Source organism: Amycolatopsis sp. NPDC059027 (genome assembly GCF_042739735.1).
In the GTDB taxonomy this organism is placed as follows: domain Bacteria; phylum Actinomycetota; class Actinomycetes; order Mycobacteriales; family Pseudonocardiaceae; genus Amycolatopsis.
On record NZ_JBHYIK010000020.1, the window covers coordinates 1 to 23,794 of the forward strand.

General features: G+C 70.0%; 17 protein-coding genes and 1 pseudogene. 13 read left to right on the plus strand and 5 right to left on the minus strand.

Annotated elements, in window-relative coordinates; translation table 11 throughout:
• Positions 1–104: pseudogene (locus ACFWY9_RS15830) on the minus strand (metal-dependent hydrolase); the annotation flags it as partial.
• Between the two features lie 72 nt (positions 105–176).
• Here ACFWY9_RS15830 and ACFWY9_RS15835 point away from each other — a divergent pair.
• From ACFWY9_RS15835 to ACFWY9_RS15850, 4 genes are read left to right on the plus strand one after another with little or no spacing between them, the layout of a single operon-like run.
• The gene (locus tag ACFWY9_RS15835; protein ID WP_378339154.1) at positions 177–1,112 is read left to right on the plus strand and encodes a hypothetical protein; all 936 of its coding nucleotides are present in this window, start codon (positions 177–179) and stop codon (positions 1,110–1,112) included.
• 41 nt (positions 1,113–1,153) lie between these two features.
• Positions 1,154–2,470, plus strand: a complete 1,317-nt coding sequence (locus tag ACFWY9_RS15840; protein WP_378339155.1) for a peptidoglycan-binding protein — start codon at positions 1,154–1,156, stop codon at positions 2,468–2,470.
• Positions 2,467–3,156 carry an ABC transporter ATP-binding protein gene (locus ACFWY9_RS15845; protein ID WP_378326829.1) on the plus strand — a complete coding sequence of 230 codons (690 nt, stop codon included), beginning with the start codon at positions 2,467–2,469 and terminating at the stop codon, positions 3,154–3,156. Before ACFWY9_RS15840 ends, ACFWY9_RS15845 begins: the two co-directional genes overlap by 4 nt.
• Complete coding sequence (locus ACFWY9_RS15850; RefSeq protein ID WP_378326828.1) at positions 3,153–4,382, plus strand: ABC transporter permease; 1,230 nt, start codon at positions 3,153–3,155, stop codon at positions 4,380–4,382. The genes ACFWY9_RS15845 and ACFWY9_RS15850 overlap by 4 nt, the downstream gene beginning before the upstream one ends.
• 63 nt (positions 4,383–4,445) lie before the next feature.
• On the opposite strand, the gene ACFWY9_RS15855 is transcribed toward ACFWY9_RS15850, so the two are convergent.
• Together ACFWY9_RS15855 and ACFWY9_RS15860 are read right to left on the minus strand one after the other, a co-directional pair.
• Positions 4,446–5,858, minus strand: coding sequence for an MFS transporter (locus ACFWY9_RS15855; RefSeq protein ID WP_378339156.1), 1,413 nt, complete (start codon positions 5,856–5,858; stop codon positions 4,446–4,448).
• A gap of 245 nt (positions 5,859–6,103) precedes the next feature.
• Positions 6,104–6,985, minus strand: a complete 882-nt coding sequence (locus tag ACFWY9_RS15860; protein WP_378339157.1) for a cyclase family protein — start codon at positions 6,983–6,985, stop codon at positions 6,104–6,106.
• A gap of 213 nt (positions 6,986–7,198) precedes the next feature.
• Here ACFWY9_RS15860 and ACFWY9_RS15865 point away from each other — a divergent pair, with 213 nt between their 5' ends.
• Positions 7,199–8,674, plus strand: coding sequence for a ketol-acid reductoisomerase (locus tag ACFWY9_RS15865; protein ID WP_378339158.1), 1,476 nt, complete (start codon positions 7,199–7,201; stop codon positions 8,672–8,674).
• Positions 8,675–8,686: 12 nt separating this feature from the next.
• Here the strand turns inward: ACFWY9_RS15865 and ACFWY9_RS15870 are convergent, their stop codons facing one another.
• Together ACFWY9_RS15870 and ACFWY9_RS15875 are read right to left on the minus strand one after the other, a co-directional pair.
• Positions 8,687–9,412 carry an alpha/beta fold hydrolase gene (locus ACFWY9_RS15870; RefSeq protein WP_378326824.1) on the minus strand — a complete coding sequence of 242 codons (726 nt, stop codon included), beginning with the start codon at positions 9,410–9,412 and terminating at the stop codon, positions 8,687–8,689.
• A gap of 138 nt (positions 9,413–9,550) precedes the next feature.
• Complete coding sequence (locus ACFWY9_RS15875; RefSeq protein WP_378339159.1) at positions 9,551–11,140, minus strand: glycoside hydrolase family 99-like domain-containing protein; 1,590 nt, start codon at positions 11,138–11,140, stop codon at positions 9,551–9,553.
• A 271-nt stretch (positions 11,141–11,411) separates the two neighbouring features.
• On the opposite strand from ACFWY9_RS15875, the gene ACFWY9_RS15880 reads away from it, so the two are divergent.
• The 8 genes from ACFWY9_RS15880 (at position 11,412) to ACFWY9_RS15915 (ending at position 23,786) form a co-directional block, all read left to right on the plus strand.
• Positions 11,412–12,446, plus strand: coding sequence for a pyridoxal-phosphate dependent enzyme (locus ACFWY9_RS15880; RefSeq protein ID WP_378339160.1), 1,035 nt, complete (start codon positions 11,412–11,414; stop codon positions 12,444–12,446).
• Between the two features lie 69 nt (positions 12,447–12,515).
• On the plus strand, positions 12,516–13,679 hold the full coding sequence (locus tag ACFWY9_RS15885) for an MFS transporter (protein ID WP_378339161.1): 1,164 nt from the start codon (positions 12,516–12,518) through the stop codon (positions 13,677–13,679).
• A gap of 37 nt (positions 13,680–13,716) precedes the next feature.
• Positions 13,717–14,787, plus strand: a complete 1,071-nt coding sequence (locus ACFWY9_RS15890; protein ID WP_378326820.1) for an ornithine cyclodeaminase family protein — start codon at positions 13,717–13,719, stop codon at positions 14,785–14,787.
• 15 nt (positions 14,788–14,802) lie between these two features.
• Positions 14,803–15,618, plus strand: coding sequence for a class I SAM-dependent methyltransferase (locus ACFWY9_RS15895; protein WP_378339162.1), 816 nt, complete (start codon positions 14,803–14,805; stop codon positions 15,616–15,618).
• Entirely contained in the window at positions 15,615–18,974 is a 3,360-nt protein-coding gene (locus ACFWY9_RS15900) for an amino acid adenylation domain-containing protein (RefSeq protein WP_378339163.1), read from the plus strand. Before ACFWY9_RS15895 ends, ACFWY9_RS15900 begins: the two co-directional genes overlap by 4 nt.
• An 11-nt stretch (positions 18,975–18,985) precedes the next feature.
• Positions 18,986–20,788: an amino acid adenylation domain-containing protein gene (locus ACFWY9_RS15905; protein WP_378339164.1), complete on the plus strand. Its 1,803-nt coding sequence runs from the start codon at positions 18,986–18,988 to the stop codon at positions 20,786–20,788.
• Positions 20,789–20,826: 38 nt separating this feature from the next.
• Positions 20,827–22,356, plus strand: coding sequence for a M20/M25/M40 family metallo-hydrolase (locus ACFWY9_RS15910; RefSeq protein WP_378326816.1), 1,530 nt, complete (start codon positions 20,827–20,829; stop codon positions 22,354–22,356).
• Positions 22,353–23,786: a condensation domain-containing protein gene (locus ACFWY9_RS15915; protein ID WP_378326815.1), complete on the plus strand. Its 1,434-nt coding sequence runs from the start codon at positions 22,353–22,355 to the stop codon at positions 23,784–23,786. The genes ACFWY9_RS15910 and ACFWY9_RS15915 overlap by 4 nt, the downstream gene beginning before the upstream one ends.
• Positions 23,787–23,794: the final 8 nt, after the last annotated feature.

Sequence of the window (23,794 nt, forward strand, 5' to 3'; positions counted from 1 at the left end):
GTGAGCGCGTCTCCCAGGCAATGGGTGATGCACCCTGCCGCCACCGCAAAACCCAGCCAGCCCGAGATCTCCTGCAGTTGTGCGGCGTGGTCGGGGGGGGGGGGGCCGACCCCCCCCGCGCCCGCCGCCCCCCCCCCCCCTCCGCCCGGCCGAAAACACACGAATCGGGGGAGGCCGTGAAAGAACGAGGGAAACGACCGCACGTCTGGCTCATCGGCGGAAGCCTCGCGCTCGTCGGCGCGACGGGCTGCGGGGCGCCCGGTCACGAAGCCGCCGAGCCCGCGATCGTCACGGTGCCGGTCGCCACGGGCACGCTGCTCGACCAGCCGTTGATGGCCTACATCCTCACGCCAGGCCAGTTCGACTTGATCTCCGAGGCGAAGAACATGCTGCAAGCTCAGTGCGTCCGGCGGTTCGGGCTGGAATGGCAGCCGCCGGCGGCGGATCGGACGCCGGACCCGGACCGTCCCGATACCAACCGGCATCGGCCGGACGTCTATGTGTTCCTCGACGAAACGCGGGCGCGGGAATTCGGCTACCAGCCGACACCGGAAGAGCGGCAACAGAAACTCGCGCGGGAGCAACGAGCGAAAGCCGCGGAACGGTCACGCCCGAAGGTGAGCCCTGAGGTGCGTACCGCGCTCACCGGCGAAGGAACCAGCTCGCTCAACGGCCAGCCGGTTCCCCTGAAGGGCTGTATCAGCGAAGCGGATCGGAAACTCCACGAGGGAACCGATCCCGGGTGGGACGCGAACTACCCCAGCACCCTGGCCATCAACCTGCAGCCGAAGATCGAACACGACCGCCGGGTGATGGCCAGGGTCGACCAGTGGGGCGCGTGCATGAAACAGGCGGGCTTCACCTACCGGACACCCCAGGACGCCGAAGGGGATCCGCGGTGGAAGGCGACGGAAACGGCCTCCCCGGAGGAGAAGGCCGTCGCGGTGGCCGAGGCCCGTTGTGGCAGGGAGACCGACCTCGCCGCCCTCGAGAACGCCGTCGAGATCGGTTACCAGAAGCAGGAGATAGAAGCGAAGTCCGCGGAGCTGGCCTCGTTCCAGCAGGGGAAGGAAACCGTGCTCCGTTCCGTCTCGGCGATCCTCGGCAGGTAGCCATGCGCCAGGAGAACACCAGCCCCCGCCAGGGCCGTTCGATGCGGTCGAGACGGCGCGTGCTCGCCGGGTGGACGTTCGGCGCGGCCGCGCTCATCGCGGCGGGGTTCGTCACGGGGTCGTGGATCAGGTCGCCGCAGCAGGTCGCGGCCGACGCGGCGGGCCCGGGCCCGACCACGCTGACCGCCACGGTCGAGCGGCGCGTGCTGACCTCGACGGTCGTCCTGCGCGGGGATGTCGCCGCGGCGCGGCAGGTCGACGTGACGCCGTCGGTCTCGGCACAGTCCGGCTCGGCGAAGGCGCTGGTCACCGGGATCCGGAAGAAGCAGGGCGAAACGATCCGGCCGGGCGAGGTGTTCCTGGAGGTCTCCGGCAGGCCGTTGTTCGCGCTGCCGGGCGACAAGCCGGCCTACCGGGATCTCCGGCCCGGGGCCGAAGGCGCGGACGTCGCCCAGCTCCAGGAGGCGCTGAAGACCGTCGGGCACGATCCGCGAGAACACGACGGCAGGTTGGGCACCGGGACCAAGGCGGCCCTCGCGGCGTTCTACGCGTCGACCGGATACTCGGCACCCAGCGCGGGTGAGAACGATCAACAGACACTCGCCGCGGCCCGCGACCGGATCCAGGCGGCCGAGCGTGCGCTGGAAGACGCGAAGAGCGCCGGGAAGGCGGGGCCCGATCCTCAGGCGCAACGCCTCACCGTGGGCAGGGCCGAGCAGGATCTGAATCAGGCCAGGAAGAACCTCACCGATGTCGAGTCCAGGAGCGGACCGATGCTCCCGCTCGGCGAGGTCGTCTTCCTGCCCGCCTTCCCTGCTCGCGTCGGCGCCGCCAAAGCCGAACTGGGCGCCGAGGTCAAAGGGGCGCTGATGACACTTTCCTCGGGGCCGCTCCTGATCTACGGCAGGCTCAACCCCGGTCAGCGCGGCCTGGTCCGTACCGGCCAGCAGGTGCGGATCACCTCGGAGAACCTCGGGCTGTCCGCCGACGGCACAGTGACCTCGATCGGCGAGCTCACCACCGACCAGGGCACGGGCGCCACCGGGCATCCCGTCGTGATCACGCCCACCGCGCCGCTGGATCCGCGACTTGCCGGGACGAACGTCCGGCTGGGCGTCGCCGCCGCGTCGACCGACGGCGAGGTCCTGGTCGTCCCGGTGTCGGCCCTGTTCGCCACGGCGGGGGGTGGCGCCGCCGTGATCCGGCAGGCCGCGGGCGGCAAGCAGGACACCGTGCCGGTTTCGCCCGGCCTGTCCGCGGACGGCCTTCTCGCGGTGGCGCCCGCCGGCGAAGCACTGCGGCCCGGCGATCAGGTCGTCATCTCCGAGGCCAACGTTCCCGCGCGGAAAACCGGATGACCGCGCCCGCCGTGGTGGAGTTCGACGGCGTCGGCCTGACCTACCCGGCGTCGCCGCCGGTCCACGCCGTCCGGGACTGCGGGCTGGTCGTGCGCCGGGGCGAGCACGTGGCGATCGCCGGCCCGTCCGGATCGGGCAAGTCGTCGCTGCTGAACGTGGTCGGGCTGCTCGACCGGCCGACCGCCGGCCGCTACCTGCTGGACGGCGTGGACACCACCGGGCTCGGGGACGGCGCGCGGACGGCGTTGCGCGCCAACCGGATCGGGTTCGTCTTCCAGGCGTTCCACCTGTTGCCCTACCGCACCGCTCTGGAGAACGTCATGCTCGGCCTGCTCTACCTCGGCACGTCCCGGCGGGCGCGACTGGCCGCGGCCACGGACGCGCTGACGCGGGTGGGGCTCGGGCACCGGTTGTCCGCCGAACCCACCACGCTGTCCGGCGGGGAACGCCAGCGCGTGGCGATCGCGCGGTCGCTGGTTGCCCAGCCTTCGCTTCTCCTGTGCGACGAACCGACCGGAAACCTCGATTCGGCGACCGCGCGGTCGGTCATGGCGCTGATCGGCGGGCTCCACGCCGACGGTGTCACCGTTCTGACGATCACCCACGATCCGGAGGTCGCGGCCGTGGCGGGCCGGGTCGCCCACATGCGCGACGGCGTGCTGAGCGATGAGGAGTCCCCGTCATGAGCCGGTCCGCCGAACGGTCGAAGATCTCTTCCGCCGACCTGCTCGGCGAAGCACTCGCCGGGGTGCTGCAGCGGCCCGGCCGGTCCGCGCTCACGATGCTGGGCGCGGTGCTCGGAGTCGCGACGGTGGTCGCGGTACTGGGGCTGACCGCCAGCGCCGCCGGGCAGGTCTCGCACCGGTTCACCGCGCTCACCTCCACCGAGGTGCAGGTCGAGGAGGCGCCGCTCCCCGCGGGCAGCGGCGCGAACTCGCTGAGCTTCCCTGCCGACGCCGACAGCCGCGCGGGCCGGATCCGCGGCGTCCGCAGCGCCGGGGTCTACTGGCAACTCGCGGCCGGTCGCACCGGCGACGTGACCGGTGTGATCATCCCGGGAGCTCGAAGCCAAGCCGTTCCCGTCTTCGCCGCGTCACCGGGTGTGCTCCCCGCCCTCCGGCCGACGCTGGGCAGCGGGCGGCTGTTCGACGCCGCACTGGACAACCGGGGCGAGCTCGTCGTGGTGCTCGGCGAAGCCGCGGCCCACCGGCTCGGAGTGTCCCGTGTGGACACTCGCCCCGTGGTGTTCCTCGGCGGGACGCCGATGACGGTGATCGGCATCCTCGCCGACGTCGAGCGCAAGGCCGAGCTGCTCTCCTCGATCATCGTGCCTCGCGGGACGGCCGAACGGATCTGGGGCGCGCCGAGCGGACAGGACCAGCCGCCGCGCATGATCGTCGACACCGACCTCGGCGCCGCGCCGACCGTGGCGGGCCGGATCGCCCTGGCGCTGCGCCCCGACGATCCGGGCACCTTCCACGTGATCGCCCCGCCCGACCCGCGCGCCCTGCGAGACGGCGTTTCGACCGATCTCGGCAGCCTCTTCGTCCTCCTCGCCGGCGTATGCCTGGCCATCGGCGCCGTGGGAATCGCGAACACCACGCTGGTTTCGGTTCTCGAGAGGACCGGCGAGATCGGGTTGCGACGGGCACTCGGCGCGGGCAGGCGCCATGTCGCCTGCCAGTTCCTCGTCGAGAGCGGCGTGCTCGGCACAGTGGGCGGTGTCGTCGGCGCGAGCATCGGGGTCATCACCACCGTGGTGGTCGCGCTGGCCCAGCGGTGGACCGCGATCCTGCCGGTCACGCCCGCCCTCGCCGCGCCGTTGATCGGCACCGTGACCGGCCTCCTGGCCGGCGTGTACCCGGCGATCCGCGCGACGAGAATCGAGCCCGCGGACGCGTTCCGGCGCTGACGCCCTGTCCGGCAGGGGCACCCGCTTCCGGGTGTTCGCGGCGCTGTCGCGGCTCGAACGGGTTCAGGGGACCGCCGGTTCGGTGACCTTCGTGGTGGGCGAGGGTTTGGCCACCTGTCGCGCGCTGCCCGGAACGAAGCGGACGATCGCGAGCGGGAGCAGGACGAGTGCCGCGGACAGCAGGAAACCGGCCTGGAAACCTTGCTCGGTGGGAAGATGCGTGCGGGGACTGGTCCCCGCGGAGATGATCGCGGCGGCGATCTGGACCCCGAGTGATGCCCCGATCCCGCGGCTGATGGCGCTGATGGCGGTCGCCACGCCGGTGTCCGCGCGCTCCACCGAGTCGATGACCCCGGTGTAGAGGGCGGTGGAGGCGGCGCCCATGCCGAGACCGATCGTCAGGAGCAGGCTGAGCACGACGTGCCAGGGCGCGCTGTGCCACAGCGTCGCCATCAGGCCGCCCGACGCGGTCAGGAGCAGCCCGCCCGCGACAACCACGCGGGAACCGGCCCTGCGCACGAGCAGCCCGGTCAGCGGGCCGACCGCGATCGCCACGGCGATTCCGGGGAACAGGTACAGGCTGATGGCACTGGACGACGCGCCGAAGCCGAACCCGGCCACCGCCGGCGGCATCGCCAGCAGCTGGGGGAACAGGAAGTAGGGGACGGTGTAGCCCGCCCCGAGCATCCCGGCGACCACACTGGAACTCCAGACGCCCCGCCTGCCCAGCATGCGCAGGTCCACCATGGGATCGGCGGCGCGCCGTTCGACCAGTACCCACGCGGTGCCGAACACGACGGTCAGGACGAGCAGGGCGACGGTGGTGAAGGAAAACCACCCGTTCCGCGGAAGCCAGGACAGGTTCAGCATGATGGTCGCGAGCGTCGCCGCCAGCAGGACGCCACCCGGCCAGTCCAGCCGCGCCGATCGTCCCTTGTGGACGGTCCGGCGCGGGAGCGTGAGGTGCGCGACGACAGCGAGCGCCGCCACGATCAGCGTCGGCAGCAGGAACATCCAGCGCCGGGACAGCGCGTCCGCGAGCGGCCCCGCGGCCAGGACCCCGACACCGCCGCCGATGGTGAAGCACCCGGTGATCACCCCGACCGCCACCGACATCCGCTCCGGGAACAACTCACGCAGTACGACGAACGTCGCCGGGACGATGGCGGCTCCGAGCCCCTGCATGAACTGGCCGAAGAGCATCACCGGCAGCGAGCCGGCGAACGCGGAGAACGCTCCGCCGACCACGATGCACCAGGCGAGCGCGAGGAGCGTTCGCTGCCCGCCGCGGGCGTCGGCGAGCTTGGCGATGGTCGGCATGGTCACCGAGCCGGTGAGCAGCAAAGTGGTGGCCAGCAGGGCGGCCTGGGCCGGATTCAACCCCAGCTCTCGCTGGATGAGCGGGAGAGCGGGCAGCGGCATGCTCTCCAGGGCGCCGATCGCCACGACGAGGGCGGCCAGCACGGCGACGGTCACCGGTGTGGATCGGGCGCGGGCGGAATCCGGGCTGTGCTCAGGTACTCCGGGTCCCGGCGCGCGACCGGGCTCCCGCGACAGGTTCGCGCAGCTCTCGCCTGCCGCTCGGGCCGGCGCTTCGTTCGTGGATTCTCCCAGCACCTGTCCATGACTACGGCCCGGTAATCGACGATCGATGGAGAGCTGATGTCGAGCAGCGGGGCACCGTCGTGGCGATGGCAGCTGCCCGGCACTGTTGCCGCGAATCAGAACACGGCGATGGGGTTGACCGCGATGCCGGTCAGGCCGTGAATGCGTGGCGGGGCAACGGTGAGCAGGAAGCTGTAGCGCCGCAGTTCCACGCACAGGGCCGCGAGGTCGTCGAGCTGCGACCCGTCGATCAGCGGCATCGCCATCCGGCCCAGCGCGACGCCGTGCAGCGGGGATGGTCCAGTAGGGTCGAGTGCCGGGTAGGCGTCGCCCCGGTCGCCCGTGTAGAGCGCGACCCCGCGGCGGTGCATCCAGCGCACCGCGTCGAGGCTGATTCCCGGAGTCGGCCTGCCCGGGAGGAGGGGGTCGGCGGGCCAGCCGAACCGTACGGCCAGCGCGTCGCCGGACCGTACTTCGACGCCCTGCCGCTGCTCGGCGTCCTCGAAGTCACGCGAGGTCACCGCGTGTCCGGACGGGAGCGGTTCCTCGATCGCCAGATCGAGCAGAACCCCGCGCGTCACGATTCCGGCGGCGAAGGCCGTCGTCGAGGCGAAGGTGACGCCTTCGGCTGTCACGACCTCGTTCCTCGGACGACCCGGGTAGACCTCGTCGCCGGTCGACCAGTGCGCCAGCGCGTCGATGTGCGTCGACTTCGCGTGATGGTTCGTGATCAGCATCAGGTCGGCCGCCACGCCCATTCCGGTGTGGGACATCATCTGCTGCACGGGAGAGACGTCCACTGTGGTCGGCGCGAACGGGCTGCTGACCATCGGGTTGGGCGTGATCGGCTGCGCCAGCGACACCCATCGACCGGTCCGCACCTCCGCGGCGGCCTTCGCGCGCACGTCGTCGGTGATGAGGTTGAGTGTGCCGAGCTCGTCGTCGGATCCCCACCGGCCCCAGTTGCCGGGCAGGTCGAGGTCAGTCGGATCTACCACGTGGCCATGATCGCGGACGAGGATCCCGAGGGGAAGCGCATCGGGCATGTTCGGGACTTTTGGCCACCATGACGTCACTCGCAGGGCACACCTCGATGGGAATTCTCGTTCGGCGTCGACGGCATCTGAGCGGTTTGCATTGTTGATCAGCGTGGATTGGCTTCTTGGACAAGTGAGTTGTCGTCGTGCTCGGTGCTATTCCAGAATGAGACGGTGACCGTGGATCTGGATTTCGACACGAAGGTGTTCGACAAGGAGTACATCGCCGTCGCCGACCGGCGGGAGCCGATCGTGCGCGGGGGCAGGCATCTGTTCGACCGGTTGCCTGCGGCCTTCGACGGCGTGCGCCAGGTCGGTGTGATCGGCTGGGGTCCGCAGGGCTCGGCTCAGGCGCGGAACTTGCGGGACTCGCTGGGCGGCGCGGTACGGGTGACCGTCGGGTTGCGCCGGGACTCGGGGTCGTGGGACGCCGCGGTGCGGGCGGGCTTCACGCCGGAGGAGGGCACTCTCGGCGAGATGTACGACGTGATCAGTGGTTCGGACATGGTGATCCTGCTGATCTCGGACGGCGCGATGGCCGAGACGTACCGGGAGGTCTTCGCGGCGCTGCGGCCGGGCACGACGCTCGGGTTGTCGCACGGCTTCCTGCTCGGCCACCTGGACCTGGTCGGCGACGAGTTCCCTGCCGACGTCGACGTGATCGCCGTCTGTCCTAAAGGGATGGGCGCCTCGGTCCGCGCACTTTACTTGCAGGGCAAGGAAATCAACGGTGCCGGGATCAACGCGAGCTTCGCCGTGCACCAGGACGTCTCCGGCCGGGCGGTCGAGCGTGCGTTGGGCTGGTCGGTGGCGCTCGGCGCGCCGTACACGTTCCGTACGACGCTGCGGTCGGAGTATCTTTCGGATCTGTCGGGCGAGCGCGGCATCCTGGCCGGTGCGCTGCACGGCATCGTGGAGAGTCTCTACCGGCGGTTCCGCGATCAGGGCAGGAGTGCCGAGGACGCGTTCCGGCACTCGGCCGAGTCGGTCACCGGCCCGATCTCGCGGGTGATCTCCCGGGACGGCCTGCTCGGTGTCCACCGGCTGCTCGACGCCGGGAGCCGGCGGGTTTTCGCCGAGGCGTACTCCGTCAGTTATCCGGTCGGGCTGGAGCTGATGCACGAGATCTACGACGAGGTGCGCTCCGGCGACGAGCTGCGCAGCGTGGTGCTGGCGGGCAGGCGGCTGGCCCGGTTTCCGATGGGCAGGATCGACCAGGCGGACATGTGGCGGGTCGGCCAGAAGGTGCGCGCGGACCGGGTTCCGGAGGGGATCCCGCTCGATCCGTTCACCGCGGGTGTGTTCGTCGGCGTGATGATGGCGCAGATCGACACGTTGCGGGAGTTCGGTCATCCGTACTCGGAGATCGCGAACGAGTCGGTCATCGAGGCCGTCGACTCGCTCAACCCGTACATGCACGCCCGCGGGATCGCCTACCTGGTGGACAACTGCTCCGTCACGGCCCGGCTCGGCGCGCGCAAGTGGGCGCCGCGGTTCGACTACGCGCTGACGCAGCGTGCCTACCCGGTCATCGACGACGAACGGCCCGTCGACGTCGAAGTCTTCGGCGCCTTCGAGAATCACGTCGTGCACGAGGTGCTGCGAGTCTGCGCGGAAATGCGGCCGTCGGTCGACATTTTCGTCGAATGACGCCGGGCGGCATCAGTCCCTTCCGGCGAGCACGATCTTCTCGGCGAGCAGCCGGGGGTTGGTGAAGACGACCTCGTGGCTGCCGGGCAGTTGCACCAGGCGGTGCAGGCCGAGCCGCCCGGACATCCGCGGGTGCCAGCCCCACTCGCCGGGGGGAAGCGCGGTGTCGTCGGTGCAGTTCAGGTAGCTCTTGGCGATTTCCAGCCGGGAGAACCTCGACAGGTCGAGCCGGTCCAGGAAGGGCTGGTACGGCGTCGGTGACAGCTGCTGGTAGGTGGCGGTCGCCCGGTCGAGGCCGGCGTCCTGGATGAACGCCTCCCGCCAGATCGGGAACGGCACCATCACCGTGTTGTCGTCCGACTCACCCGCCAGGCGCGCGAACAATTCGCGATAGTGGGGCGGGAGATCGTCGTCGACGCTGGTACCCGGTAGCGGCACGAAAGCGTTCCAGAAGACCAGGCGACGCAGCCGTTGCGGGATCTCTTCGGCGACCCGCGCGATCACCGTTCCGCCGAAGCTGTGGCCGACCAGCACCACGTCCGCGAGATCGTGGTCCACGATGAACCGCTGGATCGACCACACGCAGTCGTCGTGCCCGACCGCCTTGTCCACTTCCTTGCCGTGACCGGCGATCGTCGGGCTGTGGGCGACGTGACCGAGTTGTTCCAGCTCGGGGACGACAGCGTCCCAGGCCGAGCCGTCGTGCCAGGAACCGTGCACGAGAACGAACGTGATCATGACCGGACCTCCGTTTCCCGGGGAGGGTAATACCGGCCCCGGGGGAGCGGTCCCGGTCTGGATGCTGCACGGGACACCTGCCGCGGACAGCTCCCTGGCGGAGGTGTCGATTTCGCCAAGGCTCGGCTTCGGCGGGCCTTAACGAGCGGGCAGCCGGAATGTCCGCTGGATCGTGTCGAGGTAGTACTTCCCGTCGCGCACGTTCGGCTCGATGATGCCGCCCTCGTGCCATTCGTTCCACGCGTACATCGTCAGGTAGTTGTCGATCGGGCTCGCCGGCTGGCTCTTCATGCTGTTCAGCGTCATCGTCATGGCTGCCGGGAACTGGGCCCTCGCGTCGTCCTTGAAGTACCGGACATCCTGCTTGGCCTCCCAGAAGCCGGTGCGCGGCGCCTCGTCGAAGCCGCTCATACCGCACCGCAGCATCGGCTTGCCCTTGGTGTCCACGTTCGCGAAGTACGCCGGCGCGTTCTGCACGTACTGGCTGTAGCTGCCCGCTTGGATGTACTGGCCGATGTTCAGGCAGCCGAAGGCGTCGCCGTTCACCTGGAACGCGGTCGGGTGCTCGCTGTGGTTGACGATGTAGGCGTCCTTGCCGGTCTTCGCCCCGATCTTCTGCTTCAGCAGGCCGATGAACGCGTTCTGGTCGGCCGCGCTGCCGTTCCCGATCCCGCCGCCGTCTTCGATGAACACGATCGGGCGATCCTCCTGCGTCATCAGGTAGTTGGCCTTGGTCAGGTAGCCCGAGTAGTTCTCGGCCGCGGCGTCGAACTGCGCGGCCGGCAGCATGAGGTGCTGTGGGTCGTCCTTCGCGTAGGGAATGACGATGCTCAGCATGAACTGCAGGCGGTTCGTGTTGGCGGCCCGCAGGAAGGTCTTCAGAGCGACGTCGCCGGTCGCGGTGCCCTTCTGGTTGTTCCAGTAGTCGTAGAACGAGAAGAAGCCGAGCCCGGCGTTCGCCGCCTGGTCGATCTGGGCCTCGAGTGTGGCCGTGCTGCTGTCGTCGTAGTAGCCGATGGACGGCTTCAGGTGACTCCAGTCGCCCGGCCAGCCCTGGGTGTTCCGCGCGACCGGGCCCCACGGGCTGTCCGGGTCGCCGTGGAAGTCGCGCACTCCGCCCCACGGGTCGGGGAAGCGGCCGAACGCGTTCTTCACCGCCTGGAGGAACAGGTCGTCCGGGTTGGCCGCGTCGTAGGCGCCGAAGTAGTACGCGCCGACCTGATAGTACTCGGGCAGTACGTAGCCGACGGGGCCGTCGAGCGTGTAACCGGCGGGCTGGTCATACGCGAGCCGCCAGCCTTTGCCGTTGGTGTAGCGGTTGAGCTGCTTCGCGCCGTTCACCGGCGACGTGTAGACGTACCCGGTGCGGCCTTCGAGCGTGAAGCCGTGCGAGGTCAGGTAGTCGATCTCGTCCTGGTCGGTACTGATGATCCAGTTGCCGGTCGCCGTCTGCTTGAGGCGGTGGATCGGCTTGGTCGACTCCCCGGAGTTCGCGAAGACGTATCCGAGCGGCCGCGGCGAGGGCATCTTCATATCGAAGCTCTTCTGCGCCGAGACGACTTCTCCCCAGTTCGCGCTGTAGAGGTACTTCTGGCCCGGCTGGTCGTACAGCTCGCGCAGCGGAAGCGGTTTCAGCTGGTTCACCGGCGTGGCGGCGTCCGCGGCCGGAGTGACCACAATGGACAGTGCGAATACGGCGACGACCGCGGCGATGGCGCGCAGTGGCATGATCCCTCCCTTGATCGAACTCAGACTAGCAAGCAGAGGAATTGACGCTTCCCGTCGCCAGTGCCGCCCACCGTTTCGGCCAGGTCCCGGCCGCGCCGGACACCGCATCCGGATCGGCCGGGTCTAGCTGCGCCATTCGGTGCATTCTGGCCGATCGCGTTGACCAGTGCGGCCGGGCTGGGGCACAGTCGAAGACGAGAGGGTTTGCGCACGTTCGAATGCCGGTCATGGGGGCCCGTGCGCGATCTTCAGGCTGTGCTGGGGGTAAAAAATGATGGGGAGTTCCTTTCTGCGGGTCGAGCAGGCTTTCGAAAGGGTCCTGCGTCGTACTCCACTGCGTCGAATCCAGATGTCACTACGGGGCCGCGCGGTGAGTTTTGGCCTCAAGCTGGAAGAATGCGGTACTGCCAGGTCCGTCAAGAGCCGTACCGCGGTGGGCTTGTTGAGCGACCTGCATCGTGAAAGCCCTCTCGTGCCGGGTACCGTGGTCGTCGAATCCACCTCGGGAAACCTTGGCCTGGCCATGGTTCACCTCCTCGCGGGTATCGGCTGCGGTTTTCTGGCCGTCGTGGATCCGAAGACCCCACAGGCCACCCGGCGAGCGCTGCTCGAGCAGGGAGCCCGGCTCGTCGTCGTGGAGGAACCCGACGAGCAGGGTGGCTACCTGTCGCGGAGACTCGAAGCCGTGCGCCGAATTCTTGACGAGCACCCGGACTACCGCTGGCCGAACCAATACGAGAACCCGGCGAATCCCGAGGCGCATCGGATCAGTACGGGGCCCGAGATCACCGAACAGGCAGGCGCGGATCTGGGTGCCGTTTACGTACCGGTATCGACCGGGGGAACATTGGCGGGAATCGCGGCCCATCTGCGCGCCCACCGTCCGGACGTCAGATGTGTTGCCGTCGACGTCACCGGTTCGGTGGCTCTGGGCGGCGCCGGCGGCAGACGTCTCATTTCCGGGATCGGTGCGGGTAGGCGCTCGGTTTTCCTGCGCGGCGACGAATACGACCACGCGGTGCACGTCGATGATGCCGAGGCCATTGCGGTCTGCCGCATGGTCAGGGAAGACCTCGGCCGCACGGTCGGCGGATCCACCGGTTGTGTCCTGCGCGCACTGCTCGACGACGTCACCGTGGGCTCGGTCGCCGGTTTTCCCGTTTGCCTGGCCGCGGACGGCGGGACCAAATACGCCGACACCATTTTCTCCGACGACTGGGCGAGGGAACAGGGCATCCACGCGGACATCGGCGCCGCGGTGAGGCGATGGCGCGCGGCCGGGCTGACTTTCCGGGTTTCGGGGTGAGCGCGGGTTCGAATGTTTGCCACGCGGACCCGGATCACATCTTACCTGCCGGCGATTCAATTGCTGGCGATGGTGGAGTGGACGGGGACAGGCCTCTTCCTGGCTGTGTCGACCATCTACTTCGTGAAGGTCGTCGGGTTGGGCACCGCGTCGGTGGGCGCCGGGATGAGCGTCGCGGGCGGGCTGGCGATGCTGGCAGCGGTTCCGATCGCCCGGCTGTCGGAGCGCTTCGGTCCCCGCCCGCTGCTGGTCGCGCTCAACCTGGTCCGCGCCGTCGCGACCATCGCGTACCTCCGAGTCGACGGCTGGGGCGGCTTCCTGGTGATCGCGACGGTGGTCGCGGTCACCGAACAGTCGCTGCCACCGCTTGTCCAGGCGTACGTCGGCAGCCGTGCCCGGCAAGATCTGCGCGGCAGGGTGATGGCACTGCAGCGCACGGTCGTCAACGTGGGCATCAGCTTCGGCGGCCTGATCGCGGGCGTGGTGCTCGGTGCCGACAGCCGTTCCGCCTTTCACTGGTTGCTGGTCGGCGGTGCGGTGGCCTACCTGGCCGTCGCCCTTCTCCTGCTCGGTATGCGCGACGAGGGCGGGAAAGCGGGATCCCGGCCGGCGATCCGTGCCCTGCTCACGGATCGCCGCTTGCTGAGCCTCACCGCCTACCACGCCGTGCTGTCCCTGTGGACGCCCATTCTCAACGTCGCGTTCCCACTCTGGCTGGTGACCCGTACGGACGTGTCCGACCGCTTCGTGGGCTTTCTCTATGCGGTGAACACCGTCGGCTGCATCGCGCTGCAGTACCCGTTGAACGGTTTGTACGGCACCGTCCGGCGTTCCTGGCTGGCCTGCGGTATCGCCGGTGGACTACTCGCCGTCTCGTGTGCCGGATTCGCCGTGGCGCCGGGGTTCCCGGCCGCCGGTGCGATAGCGATCTTCGCCGGCACCATCGTCGTGCTGACCTTCGCCGAAGTGCTGCAAGTAGGTGCCTCATGGACGCTGTCGTACGAGTTCGCCCCGGACAACGCGCGCAGCGCCTACCTGGTGCTGTTCAACCTGGGGCGCACCACGGCCAACCGGGTGGCGGGCCCGTTGCTCATGACCGGAGTCGTCATCGCTCTCGGCACGACGGGCTGGATAGCGCTCGGCGTGGTCTTCGTCCTCACCGCGCTCGTCCCCGTCCTCGTGCTCCGCACCCACCGAACCGGAAAACGGTCCGTCGCGCGAGCGAGCGGCTAAGCCGATGTTCCCTCGTCAGTCCCGGAGGTCTGGTCCTGTGGATTTCGAACGCTATCCCGAGCACGCGTTCCGCTATCTGACGCGGGCGGATGTCATCGAGGCGGTCCACGGTGTGGACATCGTCGAGACCGTGGCCGAAGCCGTTGTCCTGCATGGCGAAGGCCGGTCGATCCTCCCGGAGGAGGCCTATCTCGGCTGGACCACGTCCGACGGCGCCGCCGCTCGCTGCCTGGCCATGCCGGGAGCGCTCACCGCGGGCGCGCGACCGGTGATCGGGCTCAAGACGATCAACGCGAGCCTGGCCAACCCCGACCGCGGTATTCCCCGTTCCCAGGGCGTCACCCTGCTCCTCGATCCGGACACGGCCCGGCCCGTCGCGATGATGGAGGCCGCGTACATCAGCGCGATGCGTACCGCGGGCGTCACCGCCCTCGCCGTGCGGCACCTGGCCGTCGAGTCGCCCCGCACCCTCGCGCTGCTGGGCTGCGGCACGCTGGCGAAGGCGCACGCGTGGCTGCTCCTCGACACGGCGCCCACCATCGACGCGGTCGTCGTCTACGACACCACGCCGGTCCGGGCGCAGGCGTTCCGGGAGTTCGTCGCCGGGCTCCCCGGCGGAGACCGCGTCACCGTGAAGGCCGCGGGCGGTCCGATGGAGTGCGTGTCGGGGGCCGATCTTGTCGTCTCGGTGACGACCGTCACGGAAGGGTACATCGAGCCGGACTGGCTGAAGCCCGGCGCGCTGGTCGCCCACGTCTCGCTCGACGACCTCACCGAAGCGGCTGTGCTGGCCGCGGACCTCCTCGTGGTGGACGACTGGGGCCTGGTGCGCGACGATCCCCGGCGGCTGCTCGGTCGCATGCACCGCGCGGGAACGCTGCTGGGCCCGGACGGCGAGTCGCGCGCCGGGGTGACCCCGCACCCGGATGCCCGCCGGGTCGACGCGTCGCTGGGCGACGTCGTGACGGGGCGCCACCCCGGCCGGCGCAGGGACACCGACATCGTCATCAGCAACTCCTTCGGCATGTCGATTCTCGACATCGCCGTCGCCGACCGCATCCGTGCACGGGCCGAGACCACGGGCATCGGCAGCCTGCTCAACCTCTGAAGGAGAGGAGACACCATGCCCACCGATCAGGACCTCCGGGAGGTCAATCGCACGATGTGGTCGTACGGCGAGTACCGCCACGTCGCCGACCTGCTCCGGCCGGGAGCCGTCGAACTGGTCGACCGGCTCGCCCCCGAACCCGGTACGCCTCACCTGGACGTGGCGACCGGCAACGGCAACGTCGCCATCCTGTCGGCGCTGCGTGGGGCGCACGTCCAGGGACTCGACCTGACCGACGAGTTCTTCCCGGACGCCCGCGAGCGCGCGGCGGCGGCCGGTGTCGAGATCGAGTTCCACCTTGGCGACGCGGAGGATCTCCCGTTCCCGGACGACTCGTTCTCGCTCGTCACCTCCACCTACGGTGTGCAGTTCGCCGGCAACCACGACGCCGCGGCCGGCGAGCTGGCGCGGGTATGCCGCCCAGGGGGCCGGATCGGCCTGTGCAACTGGACCAGTCGCAGTTGGACGGCGCACTTCCAGGAGATCCTCTCCGCCTACTTTCCTTTTCCGACAGGGCATCAGGGTCAGCCCATGCTCTGGGGCCGCGAGGATTACCTGCGCGACCTCTTCGGGGCGCGGTTCACGCTGGTCACCGAGCGCCGTTGGCTGTGGTACCCGTTCACGGAGGCCGAGGCCCTCGTCGCGTTCTTCGAGTCCTGTTTCGGTCCGTGCATCGCCGCCCGCAACGCCATTTCCCCGCCCAGCCGATGGGCCGATCTGCGCGCCGAAATGGTGGAGATGACCGAGCGTTTCGTCACCACCGACGACCGGGGCACCGGCGTGCCGGTCGAGTACCTGCTGGTGATCGCGGAAAAGGAGAGCCGCCGATGACCGGACAACGCCCGCTCGTCGCGCCTGCTGATTTCCCGCTGCTGCCCATCGCCGACGGCCAGCGAAAGGAAGCGATCGCGAACGCCCTGTCCCGGGTCGAGCCGTACGACCGCACCGATGCGGTGATCACGCATGTGATGCGGCACGCGACCCGGCGGCCCGAGCAGCCGGCGGTGACGGAGGCGGGTCGCACCGTCGGCTACGGCGAACTCGCCGACCGGGCGTGGCGCGCGGCCGCGGTGCTCGCGGCCCGAGGGGCCGGCCCTGGTCAGGTCGTCGCCGTGGGCGGTGAGCGCGGGGTCGAGGTCGTGACGGCCTTTCTGGCCCTGGAGTTGCTGGGCGCGGTGTACCTCCCGGTGGACCCGGGGTGGCCGGCGGCCCGCATCGAGGGCGTACTCGCCGACAGCGCGGCGGCGCTCCTGATCACCACCGGGCGGACGGACAGCTGGGCGTCCCTCCAGGCAGGCGCCGGCGCGGCGGACTGCCCCACGATGCCGCTGACCCTGGCCGAGAACGAGGCCTTCGCCGTGGCCCGGCCGCTGCCACCGGCTCCCGGCGAAATCCGGTACGTCCTCTACACCTCGGGGTCCACCGGGCGGCCCAAGGGCGCGCTCGTCGAACACCAGGGGATGCTCAACCACCTGTGGGCGAAGGTCCAGGACCTCGGACTCGGCGCGGGCGATCGGCTCGCCCAGACCGCGCCACTGGGTTTCGACATCTCCGTCTGGCAGATGCTGGCCCCGCTCCTGGTGGGTGCCACGGTCCAGGTCTACGGCGACGACGAAGCCCGCGAAGGCGAGGTCCTGCTGGACGCTGTCGCCGGCCGCGGCACGACCGTCCTCGAGGTCGTCCCCACGCTGATCCGCCTGCTGCTGGATGCCCATGACACCCGCGCGGAACCCGCGGACCTGGCGGGACTCCGGTGGCTGATCGCCACCGGCGAGGAACTTCCGCCTGCCTTGGCCACGCGCTGGTTCGCCACGTTCCCCGCGGTCGGTCTGCTGAACGCGTACGGCCCGACGGAGTGCTCCGACGACGTGACGCACGCTCGGCTGAGCCCGCCGGACTCCGAGGTGCGCCATCTGCCGATCGGCGGCCCCATCGGCAACGTCACGCTGTACGTCCTGCGTAAGGAAGACAACGCCTGGGCGGCTTGCCGGCGGGGCGAGGCCGGCGAACTGTTCGTCGGTGGCGTCGCCGTCGGCCGTGGCTATCTCGGTGATCCCCGGCGCACGGCAGGCAGCTTCTACCGTGATCCCTTCACCGGGCACGGCCGGGTCTACCGGACCGGCGACGCCGTGCGCGTGCTGCCGTCCGGTGAGCTGGAGTACCTGGGCCGCGTCGACCGGCAGGTGAAGATCGGTGGTGTCCGGACGGAACTCGGCGAGATCGAGGCGGTCCTCGGCGCGCATCCGGCGGTGGCCGCGTGCGCGGTGACGGTGCACACCGCGGCGCCGGACCCCGCACTCGTCGCCAGGGAGACGGGCCTGACGACTTCGGCAGGGCCGGCCCGTCTCGTCGCCTACGTGGTGCCCGCGCGCACACCGCTGTCCGCGGACGGGTTGCGTGCGCACCTCGCGGAGCGGCTGCCCACGGCCATGGTGCCGCGTACGTTCGTCGAACTCGCCGACCTGCCGCTCACCCGCAACGGCAAGACGGACTACCCGGCCCTGCCCGCGCCGCCACGCCGGGAACGGTCGGTGGACCGTTCCCTCAGTCCACCGAAGAACCCCGCGGAGCGGCACATCGCGGAAGTCGTGGCCGAACTGCTCGATGTCGACGCGGTCGGCCGGGACGACACTTTTCTCGAACTGGGCGGCGATTCCCTGCTGGCCATGCGCCTGCTGTCCCGGCTCCGATCCGGCGGATCGACGGCCGTCCTGCGCGACGTCCTGAGCGACGGCAGTCCGGCCGCACTCGCCGCACTGGCCACCTCGGCTCCGGTCGCGCGCTCCGGCGCGGTGCCGGAGCCGATGGGGGCGCGTACCCGGCCACTGACACCGCAGCAGGAAGGCGTGTACTTCCACTGGCGTCTCGACCCGGACAGCCCCTACTACAGCTACCAAGGTTCGCTGCTCCTCGACGGCCCGCTCGACCTGGACCGGCTCGGCCGGGCTTGGCGACTGCTGCTGCGGGAGAACCCGCTCCTGCTCGCCCGGTTCACCGAACAGGACGGCACACCGGTCCACATCTATCCACATTGGACGGTGAGTCTTCCGGAGGCGGAGGACCTCAGGCACCTCGACACCGAAGCGCGATACCGCGAGTACCGCGAGGCGGCCGCCACCGAGGCGGCTCGCCCGTTCGACCTGGCCACGCAACCGTGCCTGCGGGCCCGGCTGTTCGTCCTCGGTGACCAGCACCACCGGCTGCTGGTCACCATGCACGAGATCCTGCTGGACGGCTGGGGCGCCACGGTGCTCTTCCAGGACCTCGCCGAGCTGTACCGGGCAGCGGCCGACCCCGGCGCCGCCGCGAACCCGGAACGCGCCGCGCGCTATGACCACTACCTCGACTTCCACGACCGGCTCCTGCGTTCCCCGAGGATCGCCGAAGCCGGTGCCTACTGGAAGCGTCAGCTCGACGGCGAACTGCCCGTGCTCGATGTGGCGCAACGCAGCCGGCCGGCCCGGCCCACGTACCGAGGCCGGATCATCGAGGCCGTCATTCCTCGGGAACTGACCGCGACGTTGCGCGAAGCCGTGGCGAGCACGAGCCGCACCCCCTTCGTCTACCTCGTCGCCGCCTACGCACTGGCGCTCACGTACTACAGCGATGCCGACGAAGTCGTGATCGGCGCCCCGATGGCCGGTCGCGACCGCCCGGAGCAGGCGGATGTGCCCGCCTTCATGCTGTCGATGCTGCCCCTGCGCATCGCGGTGGACGCGGACATCGACCTCGGTGCCTTCACCGGCCGGGTGGGCGAGGTGGTGCTGGACGGCTATGCCGCGGCCGACTACCCCTTCGGCTGGATGCTGCGGGACCTGCCCGCGGCGGCTCGGAGCTCCGCCACCACACCGGTGTTCCAGACCATGCTCAACATGCCCGCCTACCCGGTCCGCCACGCCACCGCGGCCGGGGTCCGGTTCCGGTTCGTGGAGCTGGACACCGGCTACACCAAGTACGACTGCGCGCTCTACGCCCAGCACCACGGACCGAGGGAACTCCTCCTGCAGTTCGCCTACCAGGACGAGCTGCTGTCCGCGGACGCGGCCCGCCGCGTGCTGGAGAGCGTGCTGATCGCCCTGCGCGCGCTCGTCGAGACGCCGCACGTCAGGGTTCGGGCGCTGGACCTGTTGCCCGACCCGAGGCACCACCACCTCGTCACCGCACTCGTCACGGGAGGCATTCACTGATGCTGTCCGACATGGCCGGAACCGGCACAACCACAACCGGCACAACCACAACCGGCACAACCACAACCGACGACCGTGCCGCGTGTCTGGCGAGACTGTTCACCGACCGCGTAGCGCTCACACCCGACGCCGTCGCCGCGAAAAGCGGTGAGCAGGTCGTGACCTACCGGGAACTGGACGAGTGGAGCGGTCGCCTCGCGGCCCGGCTCGCCGACCGCGGTGTGGGCCCCGGCAGCGTCGTGGCCCTCGCGGCCGACCGGGGACCGCGGGCGCTCGTCGGTGTGCTCGCCGTCCTGCGTACCGGCGGCGGCTACCTGGGGCTCGACCCGGCGATCCCGGCCCGCCGCCAGCGCCGGATGGTGGAGGAGACGGCGCCCGACTGCGTCCTCGCCGCGCCGGGACTCGATCAGTTCCCGATCCTCGACGCGCCCCGGGTGCGTCTGGACGAGGTCGCGGACGGGCCGGTGCTCGCGCCTCGGGATATCGACGACTCCGCCTCACGCGTGTTTCATGTCGTCTACACCTCCGGTACCACCGGAGACCCCAAAGGCGTGCGCATCAGCCACCTCGCGGTCCTCAACCGGCTGCGCTGGATGTGGCGTGACCACCCCTTCCCGCCCGGCTCGGTGCTGGCGGTCCACAAGCCCGTTTCCCTGGTCGCTTCGCCCTGGGAGTTGCTCGGTGGCCTGCTGGAGGGTGTGCCGTCGGTCTACCTGAGCCAGGACGAGGTGCTGGACCCCGCGCTCCTCGCCGACGCGCTCGAACGGGAGCGCCTCACGCATCTGTACCTCACCCCGCACCTCATCGCCGGACTGGTCGACGAGGTGGGCAGTAGAGGCGGTCCGGCACATCTGCCGACCCTCGTCACCAGCGGGGCGGACGCGCTGCCGGTGAGCACCGTGCGGAAGTTCCGCGAAGCCTTCCCCGGAACCACGCTGCTCAACCTCTACGGCATGACGGAAACGGCGTCGAACGTCGCGGCCTTTGACACTTCCGCGCTCGAGGCGGACGCCGACCGGGTGCCGGTGGGCAGGCCGGTGGCAGGCGCCTCCCTCACGGTGCACGACCGGTTCGGCCGGCGGCTGCCGCCCGAAGTGGTCGGCGAGGTGTGGGTGGCGGGGCCGCCGCTCGCGCTCGGCTACGTCGGCGACGGCGATGATGACCGGTTCGTCACCGGGGACGATGGTGTCCGGCGCTACCGGACAGGGGACCGAGGCCGGATCACGGGCGGTGGTGACCTGGAGATCGCCGGGCGGACCGACAACCAGGTGAAGATCCGCGGTTACCGGGTGGAGCTCGAGGAAGTCGAGGCCACGCTGCGCGGGGCCCCGTCCGTCGCGGACGCGGGCGTCTACGTCTCCGACGAACGAGGTGATCCTCGTTTGGTGGGGTGTGTCACCGAAAACGAGGAGACCGATCCACTGGTCCTGCGCGCCTATGTCCGGGACCGGTTGCCGGACTACATGCTGCCGGCGCGGATCGTCGTGCTGCCCGGCTTGCCGTTGGGCGCCAACGGAAAGCTCGACCGCGTCGCACTCGCCCGGCTCGCCGGCCACGCCGCAGGGAACCGGAGCGAACGCCTCACGCCGTCCGACGACACCGAGCGCACCGTGCTCGGGATCTGGGAGCAGCTGCTCGGTGCCGCCCCGGCCACGGCGGAGGACAACTTCTTCGAGGCAGGCGGCCACTCCCTGCTGGCCGTCCGGTTCGCCACCAAGCTGGAGAAGGCTTTCGGCCACCGCGTCGCCTTGCGCAAGCTGCTCGGTTCCCCGACTTTCGCGGGGATCGTCAAGCTCGTTCACCGAGTGGGCTGATCGGCTCCCGGCCGCGAACTATCCAGAAAGGACAGATCGTGACGAATCCACGGCACCCGAGCGGCCTTTCTCGCCGGCGAGCGCTCGGCCTCGGCACCGCCACAGCCGGTGCGCTGCTCGGCGGGACCGGCCGCGGCGCCGCGACGGGGAGCCCGGCCTTGCCGGCGGTACCCGGTGGGCTGGATGCCACCGATCCCGTCGAGCTGGCCCGCGCCATGGTCCGCCAGGACACGTCCAACGCCGGCGGTGGCGCCGTCACCCTTCCCTACGCTCTGCTGCTGCGGGACCTGTGGCGGGCGGCCGGGGTCGCCGGCGAGGTCATTCCCACGCCCACCCCGGACAATGTTCACTTCGTCGCCAGGGTCACCGGACAGGGCGCCAAAGCGCCACTGCTGTTCATGGGCCACTCCGATGTGGTGCCACCCGGCCCGCAGCAATGGAGCGTGAACCCCTTCGGTGGTGAGCTGCGTGACGGATGGCTCTACGGCCGAGGCGCACTGGACATGAAGGGGACCAACGCGATCTTCATGTCGGCCCTGCTCCGCCATGTTCGCGAGCGCGCCGTCTTCGACCGCGACATCATCTTCCTCTCCGACTGCGACGAGGAAAACGGCCAGTACGGGGTGGCTTGGCTGGCCGACCACCACTACGACAAGATCGCCGCCGGGGTCGCCATTACCGAAGGCGGTTGGTTTCTCGCCCAGCGCGATCAGCGGAGCCCGATGCTCGCGTCACTGACCTGCGCAGACCGCAGGGGTGTCTCGGTCGCCCTCGTCGCCGATCGGTTCGCCACACACAGTTCCCGGCCCTACCCGAACCAGGCCGCCGTCCTGGTGGGACGCGCGCTCGGCCGCCTTGACGACTTCCCCCGGCATGTCCGCCCCAACGCGTTGGTGCGGGCGTACTTCGCCGAGCTGGCCACGAGCACGCACGACGAGCACTTCGCGAGCGCCATCCGGGCGATGCTGAACGCCGGGGACCAGTCCACCCGCGATCGCGCGGGCAGGATGATCGTCGCGCGCAGCGATTACCCCTGGTTGCACGACGCCCTGCTCCGGACCACGGTGTCCGTGATGTCTGCGAGCGCCGGGGACTATCCCAGCGTCATACCCAGCCACGCCGCCGCGCAGCTGCGCATCGTGTTCCAGCCCGGCGGCGACAACCCTCGCGAGGTCATCGCCGCGCTGCGCCGCTTCCTCGACGGCTCGGGCGTGTCGGTCGACGTCCTCGGCGAGCCGGGAGCGACCGAGGAACAGACGCTCTCGCGGCTCGAAGCCGACCTCGCCCTGCCACCGTCCACAACGGACACCGACGTCTTCCGGATGTGGCGCGACGCGGTGCACGAGACCTACCCCGGCGCCGGCGCCGCGGCCACCCAGTTCGAGGCCAGGACGAGCGCGGGTCCCCTGCGGGCCCGAGGCGTTCCCGTCTACGGGATCTACCCACACCTGATCGACAACGAGAGCCTCAACCGGATGCACGGCACCGACGAACGGGTCGGCGCGGCAGCGTTGCGCCAGGGCGCCGAGATGATCTACCGCATGCTGTCCGCGATGCGAGTCCGATGAGCGCGCGACCGGGGGACCCGCCACACCACGACCGCGCCGACGAGGAAGCCGGCTATCCGCTGCGCGGCGACCAGCTGGAACGATGGACACAGGCAACGGGCGGTGCCACGCGCAACGCGGACCAGATCTCCACCACCTACCTGCTCACGGGACCGCTCGACACGAGCGTCCTCCAGCGCGCCTTCTGCCTGTTGCCGAGCAGGCACGACGCTCTCCGGCTGCGCATCGTGAACGAGCACGGCCGGCCGAGGAGCGTGCTTCGCCCCGCCCCCGGACACTTTCCCCTTCCCATCATCGAGATGTCCAATGTGGACGAAGACGTCGCGGTGTCGATCTGCGAGCTCTACCGGGCACGCGAGGCGGCGATCCCGCTGGACCTGTCGGTGGACGCCCCGCTGCGGGCGATGCTGCTCCGCCTGGCACCGGACCGGCATGTGCTGCTGCTGACAGTGAGCCACCTCGTCGCCGACGGCTGGAGTTGCGGCGCGCTCGTCCGTGACCTGCAACGGTGCTACCGCCACGCGTCCGGTGGGCCTGTCCCGCGGCCGGTGGCACCCTATGCCGAGTTCATCGCCGAGGATGCGGCAAGCGGGACATCGGCCATGGCCAGGGAGGACCATTCGTGGTGGTTGAACCACCTCGCCGGCGCGCCATGGCGCGTGCCGCTCGCCCGCGCCGGCGTGGACCGGGCCGACAACGGGTACGACACCTTCAACATCGAGTTCGTGCTTCCCGGGCCTCTCGGCCGGGCGGCCCGCGCACTGGCATCGGGCACCGGCACCACCGTGTACTGCGTATGCCTCGCCGCGCTGGCACTCTGCCTCGCCCAGTGGACCGGCAGGCGGGAAACGATGATCAACGCCACCTATGCCGGCCGCGACGAGGAGAAGTACGACGACACCGTCGGCCTGATGAGCAACCGGCTCCCCCTTCGCATCCCGGTGCGCCCCGGCGGCACCGTCGCCGAACTGGTGCGGGAAGTGGGGGAGATCGTGCTGGACGCGATAGAACACCGCCACGCCCCCTTCGACGCCGTGCTCCGAGCGTTGCGGGAACGCGGCGACAGCCCGGAACTCCAGACGACTCTCCAGGTCTACCCCCGGGCCATGTGCGAGGCACGCGCCCAGCGGCCGGGCGACCTCGACCTGCGCCTGCTCGATTTCCGCGCGGCCGGGCTGCACTACGACGTGGCGTTGTTCCTCGTCGAACCCGACGACGAGCCTTTCACGGGAGTCGCGACCCTGCGCACCCGCACCTTCGGTATCGCGGACGCCCGCGAATTTCTCGCCCGCTATCAGCAGATTCTTGCCGACACCACGCGAGACGCGGATGCCCCGGTCACCGAACTGCTCCACCGCGTGCGCCCGGCCCGGCTCATCGGCACCGATCTGACCTGGCCGACCGGCCTCACCGACATCCCGTTCCCTTGATGGCCCCG